Here is a 10,922-nt window from a genome sequence, read left to right as displayed (position 1 = left end):
GGGGGGGGGGGGGGGGGGGGGGGGGGGGGGGGGGGGGGGGGGGGGGGGGGGGGGAAGAGGGGGGGGGGGGGGGGGGGGGGGGGGGGGGGGGGGTAGAGGGAGAGGGGGGGGGGGGGGGGGGGAGGGGGGTGGGGGGGCGCCCCCCCCCCCCCCCCCCCCCCCCCCCGTGTCCGCGCCGAGGGCGCTCGGGGCGTCTCAGGCGCCCATCATGTGCACCCCGCCGTCGACGTGGACGATCTCGCCGGTGGTGCGCGGGAAGAAGTCCGACAGCAGGGCGACGACCCCGCGGGCGGCCGGCTCGGGGTCGGTGAGGTCCCAGCCGGCCGGGGCACGGCCGGTGGTCCACACGTCGGCCAGTTCGCCGAAGCCGGGGATGGACTTGGCGGCCATGGAGCGCAGCGGGCCGGCCGCGACCAGGTTGCTGCGGATGCCGAACTCGCCCAGGTCGCGGGCGAGATAGCGGCTGGTGGACTCCAGCGCGGCCTTGGCGACGCCCATCCAGTCGTAGTGCGGCCAGGCCACGGACGCGTCGAAGGTGAGCCCGACGACCGAGCCGCCGCGCCGCTTGAGGAGCGGGAGGCAGGCGGTGGTCAGGGACTTGAGGGAGTACGCCGAGACGTGCACGGCGGTCGAGACGTCGTCCCAGGTGCCGTCCAGGAAGTCGAAGGCGCCCTGCGGTCCGAAGGCGATGGAGTGCACCACGCCGTCGAGGCCGTCGGTGTGCGCGCCGAGCCGTTCGGCGAGGGTGTCCAGGTGGTCCTGGTCGGTGACGTCCAGCTCGATGACGGGGGCGGGCTTCGGCAGCTTCTGCGCGAACCGCTCGATGAGGGAGAGCCGCCCGAACCCGGTGAGCAGCACCTCGGCGCCCTCTTCCTGGGCGATCCTGGCCACGTGGAAGGCGATGGAGGCGTCCGTGACCACGCCGGTCACCAGGACGCGCTTGCCCGCGAGGATGCCGCTCATGCCGTCACCTTCTTGGGCAGGGCGGCCACCAGCGGGGAGTCGTGGTCCTGGGGGCCGAGCGCGCCGCCGCCGCCGGGCGAGCCGAGGGCGGCGAAGAAGTCGGCGTTGGAGGTGGCGTGGTCGTCGCCCCACTCCTCGGGCATGTCGTCCGCGAAGTAGATGGCGTCGACCGGGCACACCGGCTCGCAGGCGCCGCAGTCCACGCATTCGTCCGGATGGATGTACAGGGCGCGGCGGCCCTCGTAGATGCAGTCCACGGGGCATTCGTCGACGCAGGAGCGGTCCTTGATGTCGACGCAGGGCAGTCCTATGACGTAGGCCATGCTCAACTCCTTGCTGGATAACGGTTGTTCACTTCAGGGACACACCGGTGGTGCGCTCGCCGAGGGTGAGTACGGTGACGGCGAGGACGGCCATGGCGGCGGCGATGACGCCGAACAGCGCGCCGGGGCCGTGCGCGTCGAGGACCGGCAGCAGCGCGAACGGCAGGGCGCCGGCGCTGAGTTTGGACAGCGAGTACGCGGCGCCCGCGGCGGTGGCCCGGATCTCGGTCGGGTACTGCTCGGAGAGGTACACGTGCGACACGCTGGAGAAGACGTTGCTGAACAGGGTGTACGCGAAGCCGCACAGCACGATGAGTTCGGCGGAGGAGGCGTAGGCGAAGCCCAGGCCCGCGACCACCATCGCGGCGGCCGAGACGGCGACGAGGGTACGGCGCTCCACGCGGTCCACGACCGGCAGGACGAGCGCGGAGCCCACCGGGTAGCCGAGGAAGGAGAGCGCGGTGAAGCCGAGCCCGGCGACGACGCCGTAGCCCTTGGCGGCGACGATCTGCGGGGCGAGGGTGCCGAAGCCGTAGTAGCCGACGGTGGACAGGATGCAGAACACCCACAGCACGAGGGTGCGGCGCAGCAGACCGGGCCGGAAGATGTCGCGCAGCCGGGTGTCCCGCGCGGGGCCCGCGGTGTCCTGCCGCGCGGCGGGCGGGGCCGGCGGGAGCCCCTGCCGGGCGGCCTCGGCCTCCAGGCGGGCGACGAGCCGGTCGGCCTCCTCGGTGCGGCCGGTGGCGGCGAGCCAGCGCGGGGACTCGATCAGCTGCCGGCGGAGCACCCAGACGACGGCGGAGCCGAGGGCGCCGAGCACGAACAGCCAGCGCCAGCCGGCCACCCCGAGCGGGGACAGCGGCACCAGCCACAGGGCGGCGAAGCCGACCGCGGGCACCCCGCAGAAGGCGAGGGTGTAGGCCCAGGCGATGAACCGGCCGCGCTTCGCGGCGGGCAGCACATCCGCCAGGTAGCAGTCCGAGAGGGCCTGTTCGGCGCCGATGCCGAGACCGGCGAAGAAGCGGGTGACGATCAGCCAGGCGGCGTTCGGCGCGAAGGCGCCGAGCAGGGAACAGGCCGAGTAGATCGCCAGGTTGACCAGGAAGGCCCGACGCCGGCCGAACCGGTCCGCGATCCGGCCGAGCGTCAGGGATCCGATGAACTGGCCGACGAACGCGGAGGCCAGGACGAGTTTGAGCGAGGTCGTGCCGAAGCCGAAGTCGCTCTGGAGCACCTTGCCGATGGTGCCGGAGAGGTTGTTCTCGAAGGTGTCGAAGAACAGACCGACACCGATGACCGCGGTGAGTCTTCGGTGCAGGGGAGTGATCGGCATGCGGTCCAGGCGGGCGCCGATCGGGGCGGGAGCGGTACGACCGCCGGCCGCGGCGGTGGTCTGGGACATGGGGCTGGCTCCTTGGAAACTGCTGTCGCACGCTGTCGCTGTGCTGCTGGGGAAGGAACCGCCCGGGTCACCGGCGGACCCGGGCGTGCGGCCCGGGGGCCAGGTGTGGGGGTAAGTCAGGGACGGACAAGGGGGGTTGGAGGATCAGGCCGTTTCCATGGCCTGGCGGCGGATCTGCTCCTCCACGTCACCGCGCCGCACCGGCGCGCTGACCTTGTGCAGGAAGGAGGCGACCTCGCGGTACGAGCGCCAGAAGCCGACCTCGTGGTACGGCACGCCGCGTTCGGCGCAGTACTGCATGGTCAGCTCGCGGGCGCGCGGCAGGTTCTTCTGCGGCATGGCCGGGAACAGATGGTGCTCGACCTGGTAGTTGAGGCCGCCGTAGAGGAAGTCGATGAGCAGGCTGGGGCGGATGTTGCGGGACGTGAGGACCTGCCGCTCCAGCCAGTCCAGGGTCTCCTCCTCGCCGTCTCGGACCTCCATGCCCTTGTGGTTGGGGGCGAAGATCATGCCGAAGTACACGCCGAGGGCGGCGTGCTGGACGACGATGAAGGCGACCGCGAGCTCCGGGGACAGGACGGTGAAGACGCAGGTGAGGTAGACGGCGGCGCGCAGCAGGATGAGGGAGGTCTCCAGCACGGGCCGCTTGGTCTTGCCGCCGGTGATGGACTTGACCGCGGTCTTCAGCATCTTGAAGCCCTCAAGCACCAGCAGCACGAAGAACATCACGCTCTGGTAGCGCACCACGAACTTCTGGGTGCCCTTGCGGGTCGGGTACTGCTTGATGTCGAAGATGGCGGTGCGCCGGCCGATGTCCGGGTCCATGTCGAGGTGGTTGGGGTTGGAGTGGTGCCGGTTGTGGTGGTTGACCCACCAGCCGTAGCTGACCCCGTTGACCAGGTTGGCGTGCACGTACCCGACGGCGGACGCGGCCTTCTTGCTGCGGAACATGGCCTTGTGACCGGCGTCGTGCCACATGAACGCCGACTGGCCGCCGCACAGGCCCATCCACACGGCGGTGAGCAACTGCCACCAGGTGTCGCCCAGTTCGAAGAAGGCGATGAACCCGACGGCCAGCAGGGCGGTGTTGAGGGCGAGTTTGCCCACGTAGTAGCGCGGGTCCAGATCGAGGAGACCCTCGGCCTTGACCCGTTTGAGCAGTTCGGCGAAGGTGGCCGACGCGCCGGTGCGTTCGCCGCCCGGCGCGGCCGCGGCCACGGCTTCCTGTATGTGCGGACGCTGCATGCGTTGCTCTCCTTGGGAGAAAGTGCCCGATAGCGGGCGGCGGCGCCGCTGCCCCGCGGACCTGCGGACCTGCGGGCGCCGCGAGTCGACTTCAGCTCCCGCGTGGCGTCACCGCCGCGGGCTGTGGCCCGCCCGGCGGACCCGGGCGACGGGAGCGCAGTGCGGCGCTCCCGGACCCGGACCACCGGGCGAACGTGCGTCCAGCGTTCCGTGCGGCACTGATGTGGCACTGATGCCGGTCTGATCGGGCCACCCGCGCCCCACCGGCCGGCACCGGGCGGCCGCCCGCGCGGCCACTCAGGCGGTCGCCTCGGCGCGCAGCCGCTCGTCCAGGGCACGCACCGCGGCGTCGGCGGTTTCGGCGACCCCGGTGTCGTCGGGGGCGCCGATGACGGCCATCAGCTGCTCGACGACGGCGTGCGAAAGCTCCTCGGTGGACTGGCTCATTTCAGCTTCTCCTGTCTGTCGGTTCACTGATGGTTTGTCAGAATGCCTTGCAGGCGCGGAAGATGTGGGCGAAGCCGGGCAGCGAGGCCTGCGGTCCGTCGAAGGCGACGTACTCGGGGATCAGCACGTCGGGGGCCCACTTCTGCTTGTACGACAGCTGGGTCTGCGCCGGGTACAGCGCCGCACCCTCGGCCCACAGGGCGTGCATCAGCCACTGGAACGCCGGGCTGTGGCTGTCGAGTTCGTGCTCGGCGTCCAGCCCGGTGAACGGCGTGAAGCCGAAGTGCAGCCAGTCGACGCCCTCGGCGCGGAAGATCTCGATGGCGTGCGCGTTGATGGCCTCCATCAGGCCCGGCGAGCCCTCGGGGATGCGGCGGCTGAGGTCGTGCATCCAGCCGGCCCGGCTGCCGTAGACCGGCGAGTAGGAGATGTAGGCGACCGGCTCGCCGTCGATGGTGCCGCTGAACAGCCGGCGCTGCGCCTGGGCGGGCCCGCCGATCTGGCCGACCAGGAACTCCAGTTGCTGCGCGCCGCCCTTGGAGCCGAGCCACGCCTTGTCGATCACGGCGATGTCGTCGGCGACCTCGGCCGCGTCGACCTCCTGGATCTGGAGGCCGTTGCGCAGGGCGCGGGAGATCTTGTTGCGCAGCTGCATGAACTTGGTGCCGCGCAGCGTGAAGTCCTCCAGGCCGACCGCCCAGGAGGCGCCGATCTGGTTGACGACGCAGCCGCGCGCCGCGTACCGCTCGGCGTCGGCGCGCTGGAGCTGCACCCCGACCAGGCTCAGGCCCTCGCCGCGGACGTAGTCCCGGAAGGCGTCCAGGAGGGTGCCGTAGTCCGCCTCGGCCGCGAACGGGCCGCCGAACTGCACGGCCCAGCGGCCGGTGCGGCGGTAGACGACGACACCGTCCACGCCGGGGACGGTGAAGACACTGTTTCCGCTGTTGAGCGCGAGGAAGGAACTCGGGTTCTCGCTCGCTGTGTGGGTGCGTATCGCGTCGAGAATCAGACTGTCTGTACCGGTCTCGGTGGTGGTCGCGGTCATTCCCTTACCCCTTTCGGGAGCGTTTTCCGTCAAAGGGAGTACAGCACCGTAACGTTGTCCCGGAAAAGAGCAGTTGGGCATTCATTTACCTGTGTCAGAACCGCGTCAGCTTTCCGTCAGCCGTCACTGCCAATGTGGTTGACGTGAACGGCACCGGAATCCGGCGCCGGACACGGGGAGAGGTGCCCGGAGTGGCCGATCGGGGACCGTGTGCACCACACTGGTCGGGCCCACCGGCCCGCGCAGGTTCGAATCCTGCCCTCTCCGCCACGGCCGGAACCATGGCTGGACGCGCTTCCCGCCCCGGACGGTGGGAAATCGCAGGCGTCCGTCCGTGAATTCGGCATCACCAGCCGGTGCCCCCGAGAATACGCTCGGGCACCGGCACCACCCAGAAGCCGCCGGCCGCCCCCCGTCCCGGCGGAACTAACGCCCCGGCGGGCCGCGGTACAGGTCGAGGCCCGCCGGGGCATGGCGCGTTCGGCCAATTCTTTCTTGCACGGCAGCACCGCTTCGGAAAAACCGTCGGCGAGGAATTGTCAGCTAGGGGGAGAGATATGCTCAGGTTCTCCATTCTCGGGGCGCTGGAGATACGCACCGCCGCCGGTGAGGCGGACGTCTGCGGCGATCTTCAGCGCACTCTGGTGCAGACCCTGCTGGTCAGCGAGGGCCGGCCGGTGTCCGGGGAGAGCCTGGCGGAGGAGATGTGGGGCGAGGCGCTGCCGGACCACCGGGCCAACGCCCTCCAGGCCCACATCAGCCGGCTGCGGCGCAGACTGCGCGCGCTGGAGCCGGAGCGCCCGGCCTCACGGGTGACCATCCATCCGGCCGGCTACCGGCTCAGCGTCGGCGAGGGCGAGCTGGACGCGGCCGAGTTCGTGCGGGCCGTACGGCAGGCCGAGTCGGCCGGGCCCAAGGACGCCGAGCGCACCGCCCGGATGCTCGGCGAGGCGCTGGCGCTGTGGCGGGGCCCGGTGTTCGGCGGCTTCCCCGGCGGCACCATGTGCCAGCTCGCCGGGGCGCGGTACGAGGAGTACCGGATGCGCGCGATGGAGCTGCGCTTCGACGCCGAACTGCGCCTGGGCAGGCACGCGTCCGTGCTCGCGGAGCTGGCCGAGGCGCACACCAACCATTCGCTGCGCGAGCGTTTCTGCGAGCAGCTGATGGTCGCCTTGTACTGCTCGGGCCGGCAGGCCGACGCGCTCGACGTGTTCCGCCGGATGCGCCGCAGGCTGGACGAGGAGCTGGGGATACAGCCCTCGCCCGCGCTGCGCAAGGTGGAGCTGGCGATCCTCTCGCACGATCCGGCGCTCACGGGTGAGCCGCTGGCTCCGACGGCGCTGCTGCCGGTGTGAGGGGGCCGGGCGCGCGGGTGCGGGGCGGGACCGTAAGCGGCCCGTCAGCGCCCGGTCAGAGCGCGTTGCCACGATCGGCTCCGGGTGCCCCGAGCGGCGGCCCGGCGCGGGCAGCGTCCGATGTCACGTCACCTCACCGCAGAGGCAGGCAGAGATGAAGTCCCACATCGCGGAACTGGCCGGCATACGCGAGAGCGTGCTCGCCGGCCCGAGCGAGAAGGCGACCGAGGCGCAGCACGCCAAGGGCAAGCTGACGGCGCGGGAGCGGATCGAGCTGCTCCTGGACCCGGATTCCTTCCAGGAGGTCGAGCAGCTGCGCCGGCACCGGGCGACCGGATTCGGCCTGGAGGCCAAGAAGCCGTACACCGACGGTGTCATCACCGGCTGGGGCACGGTCGAGGGCCGTACCGTCTTCGTCTACGCCCACGACTTCCGGATCTTCGGCGGCGCCCTCGGCGAGGCCCACGCCACCAAGATCCACAAAATCATGGACATGGCCATCGCGGCCGGCGCGCCGCTCGTGTCGCTGAACGACGGCGCGGGCGCCCGCATCCAGGAGGGCGTGACCGCGCTCGCGGGCTACGGCGGCATCTTCCGCCGGAACACGGCCGCCTCCGGGGTGATCCCGCAGATCTCCGTGATGCTGGGCCCGTGCGCGGGCGGCGCCGCCTACTCCCCCGCGCTGACCGACTTCGTCTTCATGGTCCGCGAGACCTCGCAGATGTTCATCACCGGCCCGGACGTGGTCAAGGCGGTCACCGGCGAGGAGATCACGCAGAACGGGCTGGGCGGCGCGGACGTGCACGCCGAGACGAGCGGTGTGTGCCACTTCGCCTACGACGACGAGGAGACCTGCCTGGAGGAGGTCCGCTACCTCCTGTCGCTGCTGCCGGGCAACAACCGCGAGAACCCGCCGCGCGTGGAGTGCTCCGACCCGGCCGACCGGCGCTGCGAGGCGCTGGCCGATCTGGTGCCGGAGGACGGCAACCGGCCGTACGACATGACGAAGGTGATCGAGGAGATCGTCGACGACGGCGAGTACCTGGAGGTCCACCAGCGCTGGGCCCGCAACATCATCTGCGCGCTGGCCCGCCTCGACGGCCAGGTCGTCGGCATCATCGCCAACCAGCCGCAGACCCTCGCCGGGGTCCTCGACATCGAGGCGTCCGAAAAGGCCGCGCGGTTCGTGCAGCTGTGCGACGCGTTCAGCATCCCGCTGGTCACCCTGCTGGACGTGCCGGGCTTCCTGCCGGGCGTCGGCCAGGAGCACGGCGGCATCATCCGCCGCGGCGCCAAGCTGCTGTACGCCTACTGCAACGCGACCGTGCCGAGGATTTCGCTGATCCTGCGCAAGGCGTACGGCGGCGCGTACATCGTGATGGACTCCCAGTCGATCGGCGCGGACCTGACGTTCGCCTGGCCGACGAACGAGATCGCGGTGATGGGCGCGGAGGGCGCGGCCAACGTCATCTTCCGCCGTCAGATCGCCGGCGCCGAGGACCCCGAGGCCATGCGGGCCCGCATGGTCAAGGAGTACAAGTCCGAGCTGATGCACCCCTATTACGCCGCCGAGCGCGGCCTCGTCGACGACGTCATCGATCCGGCCGAGACCCGTGAGGTCCTGGTGCGGTCGCTGGCGATGCTCCGCACGAAGCACGCGGAGAGCCCCGCCCGCAAGCACGGCAACCCCCCTCAATGACGGAGGTCCCCATGTCCGTGTCCACCCCCTCCCCCACTCCGCCCATCCGGGTCGAGAAGGGCGAAGCCACCGACGAGGAACTGGCCGCCCTGACCGTCCTCCTGCTCAGCCGCACCGCCCTCGCGGGCCCCGGCACGGAGGCGTCCTCTCCGGGCACCACCTCCTGGCGCCCGCACTCCTTCCACGCGCCGCACAGCTGGCAGCGGGCGTAGACCACCGGGGCGGCCCAGGGGGTACGTCACCTGGCGAGGTGCCGCCTCCCCTGGGCCCCGCCTCGCGTGTGGCGGCCCGGTTCACCCCTGGGCCAGGGTGATGTCCTGGTCGGCGGTGGCGTGGAACACCGGCAGCGGGACCAGCCCCATCGGGCGCAGCTCCATCACCGTGGCCTGGACGTGGGCCGCGCCGGACCGGAGGGTCTCGCTGGTGACCGTGCCGGAGTTGGACCAGGTGTGCGTCGTACCGTCGCACCGCGCGGCGGTGCCGCCGATGCCGTGCCGCACGCGGGGGTCGCGCTGGCTCAGGGAGGACGTGACGAACACCGGTCCGGTGCCGCCGGTGCAGCGGTAGGTGCCGGTCAGGGTGACGGTGCCGTCGGCGGCGAGGCGGCCGACCGTCTCGACGGTGACGGACTCACCGGGCGCGGCCTGGGCCGGCCCCGCGGCGAGGGCCAGCAGGGCGGCGCCGCCGAGAGCCGCGGCGAGGACGGAGCGGGCGGGACGGACGGGGCGGACGGTGTGGGTTGAGCTGACGGCGTGGGCTGAGTGGACGGTGCGGGCTGAGCGGAAGGGCATGGATACCTCCGGGTTTGTACCGTTTCGGCGGTCTCCACTGGTACCCGTCACCCACCCCGCCGGGTGTGACCGTCACCCGCGCGGTGGCGCGTCACGGCAGTACGGCGAACCCGTCCAGCTCCACCAGCGCCGTTTCGTCCCACAGTCGTACGACCTGAACGACGGCCATCGCCGGGTAGTCCCGGCCCACCGCCGCCCGCCACAGCCGCCCCAGTTCCCGCGCCTGCGCGCGGTACGCGGCGACGTCCGTGGCGTAGACAGTGACCCGCGCCAGATCCGCGGGGCTGCCGCCGGCCGCGCGCAGGGCGGTGAGCAGATTGCCCAGCGCCCGCTCGAACTGCTCGGCCAGGGTGTCGCCGGTGATCTTCCCGTCGGCGTCGAGCGCGGTCTGCCCGGCGAGGAACACCACCCTGGAGCCGGTGGCGACGACGGCGTGCGAGAACCCCGTGGGCGGGGACAGCTCGGGCGGGTTGACGCGTTCGGTCGTCACCGGGCCTCCTGCTCGTGGGCGGCGTACAACTCCTTGGCGATGATGCCCCGTTGGACCTCGCTCGCCCCCTCGTAGATGCGCGGCGCCCGCACCTCGCGGTAGAGGTGTTCGAGCAGATGGCCGCACTGGAGGGCGCGCGCGCCGTGCAACTGCACGGCGGTGTCGACGACATACTGCGCGGTCTCCGTGGCGAGCAGCTTGGCCATCGCGGAGCGGCGGGGCACATCGGGCGCGCCCTCGTCGTACGCGCTCGCCGCCGCGTACACCATCAGCCGGGCCGCCTCGGTGCGCAGCGCCATCTCCGCGACCTGGTGGGACACCGCCTGAAGGTCCATCAACTTACCCTTTAACGCCTGCCGTTGACGTGTGTGCGCGACGGTCGCGTCCAGCGCCGCCTGCGCCATGCCCACCGCGAACGCCCCGACACTGGGCCGGAAGAGATTGAGCGTCCCCATGGCGACGGCGAAGCCCCGGTCGACCTCGCCGAGCACATCCTCGGAGGTGACCGGAACGGCGTCGAAGTCGAGCGCGCCGATGGGGTGCGGGGAGATCATCTCCAGTGCGCGGCCGGTGAGTCCGGGCCGGTCGGCGGGGACCAGGAACGCCGTCACACCGCGGGCGCCGGCGCGTGGCGCGGTGCGCGCGAAGACGGTGTAGAAGTCGGCCTCGGGCGCGTTGGAGATCCAGCACTTCTCCCCCGTCAGCCGCCACTGGCCCGGCCCGCGGGCCTCGGCCGCGAGCGCCAGCGCCGCCGCGTCCGAGCCGGCGTCCGGCTCGCTCAGCGCGAAGGCCGCGACCGCGCCCCCGTCCGCGACCCGCGGCAGCCAGCGCTCGCGCTGGGCCGCGCTGCCGTGCGCGTGCACCGGATGGGCGCCGAGCCCCTGGAGGGCGAGCGCGGTCTCCGCCTCCGTACAGCCCTGCGCCAACGACTCGCGCATCAGGCACAGATCGAGCGCGCCGGACGTGAACAGCCTCTTCAGCAAGCCGAGTTGGCCCAGCTCGGCCAGGAGTGGCCGGTTGACGCGGCCGGGTGCGCCCTTGCCGGCGAGCGGGCGCAGCCGTTCGGCCGCGAGCGACCGCAGCCGCGCGCACCAGGCCAGCCGCTCCGGTTCGAGTGAGAAAGCGGGCACTGCCGGTCCTCCCTCCGGGACGGACCACGGCG

Annotated in this window: 12 protein-coding genes and 1 tRNA gene; 4 read left to right on the top strand and 9 right to left on the bottom strand. The window is 71.9% G+C overall.

From position 1 onward, the window contains the following. Positions 1-195: 195 nt before the first annotated feature. From fabI to AC069R_RS31680, 6 genes are all read right to left on the bottom strand, one after another. Positions 196-963 (bottom strand): enoyl-ACP reductase FabI, encoded by a 768-nt coding sequence (gene fabI / locus AC069R_RS31705; protein ID WP_478770170.1) that lies wholly within the window; start codon positions 961-963, stop codon positions 196-198. Beyond that, positions 960-1,286, bottom strand: a complete 327-nt coding sequence (gene fdxA / locus AC069R_RS31700) for a ferredoxin (RefSeq protein WP_478770169.1) — start codon at positions 1,284-1,286, stop codon at positions 960-962. Before fdxA ends, fabI begins: the two co-directional genes overlap by 4 nt. 28 nt (positions 1,287-1,314) lie before the next feature. Next, positions 1,315-2,688: an MFS transporter gene (locus AC069R_RS31695; RefSeq protein WP_478770168.1), complete on the bottom strand. Its 1,374-nt coding sequence runs from the start codon at positions 2,686-2,688 to the stop codon at positions 1,315-1,317. Positions 2,689-2,832: 144 nt separating this feature from the next. Further along, complete coding sequence (locus tag AC069R_RS31690; protein ID WP_478770167.1) at positions 2,833-3,933, bottom strand: fatty acid desaturase family protein; 1,101 nt, start codon at positions 3,931-3,933, stop codon at positions 2,833-2,835. A 297-nt stretch (positions 3,934-4,230) separates the two neighbouring features. Continuing rightward, positions 4,231-4,380: a hypothetical protein gene (locus AC069R_RS31685; RefSeq protein WP_397983532.1), complete on the bottom strand. Its 150-nt coding sequence runs from the start codon at positions 4,378-4,380 to the stop codon at positions 4,231-4,233. Positions 4,381-4,417: 37 nt separating this feature from the next. Further along, positions 4,418-5,425: a DUF2156 domain-containing protein gene (locus AC069R_RS31680; RefSeq protein WP_478770166.1), complete on the bottom strand. Its 1,008-nt coding sequence runs from the start codon at positions 5,423-5,425 to the stop codon at positions 4,418-4,420. Between the two features lie 176 nt (positions 5,426-5,601). On the opposite strand from AC069R_RS31680, the gene AC069R_RS31675 reads away from it, so the two are divergent. The 4 genes from AC069R_RS31675 to AC069R_RS31660 all read left to right on the top strand — a co-directional run bounded on the left by AC069R_RS31675 (position 5,602) and on the right by AC069R_RS31660 (position 8,691). Continuing rightward, positions 5,602-5,695 (top strand) — tRNA-Gly (locus tag AC069R_RS31675). A 287-nt stretch (positions 5,696-5,982) separates the two neighbouring features. After that, on the top strand, positions 5,983-6,780 hold the full coding sequence (locus tag AC069R_RS31670) for an AfsR/SARP family transcriptional regulator (protein ID WP_478770165.1): 798 nt from the start codon (positions 5,983-5,985) through the stop codon (positions 6,778-6,780). A gap of 154 nt (positions 6,781-6,934) precedes the next feature. After that, a complete protein-coding gene (locus tag AC069R_RS31665; protein WP_478770164.1) occupies positions 6,935-8,479 on the top strand; it encodes an acyl-CoA carboxylase subunit beta in 1,545 nt (514 codons plus the stop codon). An 11-nt stretch (positions 8,480-8,490) separates the two neighbouring features. Next, positions 8,491-8,691 (top strand): acyl-CoA carboxylase subunit epsilon, encoded by a 201-nt coding sequence (locus AC069R_RS31660; protein WP_471064489.1) that lies wholly within the window; start codon positions 8,491-8,493, stop codon positions 8,689-8,691. An 81-nt stretch (positions 8,692-8,772) separates the two neighbouring features. Here the strand turns inward: AC069R_RS31660 and AC069R_RS31655 are convergent, their stop codons facing one another. The 3 genes from AC069R_RS31655 to AC069R_RS31645 form a co-directional block, all read right to left on the bottom strand. Next, positions 8,773-9,270 (bottom strand): DUF6299 family protein, encoded by a 498-nt coding sequence (locus AC069R_RS31655; protein WP_478770163.1) that lies wholly within the window; start codon positions 9,268-9,270, stop codon positions 8,773-8,775. Between the two features lie 91 nt (positions 9,271-9,361). After that, the gene (locus AC069R_RS31650) at positions 9,362-9,760 is read right to left on the bottom strand and encodes a RidA family protein (protein WP_478770162.1); all 399 of its coding nucleotides are present in this window, start codon (positions 9,758-9,760) and stop codon (positions 9,362-9,364) included. Next, a complete protein-coding gene (locus AC069R_RS31645) occupies positions 9,757-10,890 on the bottom strand; it encodes an acyl-CoA dehydrogenase family protein (protein WP_478770161.1) in 1,134 nt (377 codons plus the stop codon). Before AC069R_RS31645 ends, AC069R_RS31650 begins: the two co-directional genes overlap by 4 nt. Positions 10,891-10,922 lie beyond the last annotated feature (32 nt).

The organism is Streptomyces sp. NPDC043952, assembly GCF_056435325.1.
Note: the sequence above shows the minus strand (reverse complement) of the source record. Positions and strands in the feature narration are given on the sequence as shown.

What these genes read in the sequence shown, in the direction of transcription:
- fabI (WP_478770170.1), bottom strand. Translation starts at nt 963, where the DNA reads ATGAGCGGCATCCTCGCGGGCAAGCGCGTCCTGGTGACCGGCGTGGTC.
- fdxA (WP_478770169.1), bottom strand. Translation starts at nt 1,286, where the DNA reads ATGGCCTACGTCATAGGACTGCCCTGCGTCGACATCAAGGACCGCTCC.
- AC069R_RS31695 (WP_478770168.1), bottom strand. Translation starts at nt 2,688, where the DNA reads ATGTCCCAGACCACCGCCGCGGCCGGCGGTCGTACCGCTCCCGCCCCG.
- AC069R_RS31690 (WP_478770167.1), bottom strand. Translation starts at nt 3,933, where the DNA reads ATGCAGCGTCCGCACATACAGGAAGCCGTGGCCGCGGCCGCGCCGGGC.
- AC069R_RS31685 (WP_397983532.1), bottom strand. Translation starts at nt 4,380, where the DNA reads ATGAGCCAGTCCACCGAGGAGCTTTCGCACGCCGTCGTCGAGCAGCTG.
- AC069R_RS31680 (WP_478770166.1), bottom strand. Translation starts at nt 5,425, where the DNA reads ATGACCGCGACCACCACCGAGACCGGTACAGACAGTCTGATTCTCGAC.
- AC069R_RS31670 (WP_478770165.1), top strand. Translation starts at nt 5,983, where the DNA reads ATGCTCAGGTTCTCCATTCTCGGGGCGCTGGAGATACGCACCGCCGCC.
- AC069R_RS31665 (WP_478770164.1), top strand. Translation starts at nt 6,935, where the DNA reads ATGAAGTCCCACATCGCGGAACTGGCCGGCATACGCGAGAGCGTGCTC.
- AC069R_RS31660 (WP_471064489.1), top strand. Translation starts at nt 8,491, where the DNA reads ATGTCCGTGTCCACCCCCTCCCCCACTCCGCCCATCCGGGTCGAGAAG.
- AC069R_RS31655 (WP_478770163.1), bottom strand. Translation starts at nt 9,270, where the DNA reads ATGCCCTTCCGCTCAGCCCGCACCGTCCACTCAGCCCACGCCGTCAGC.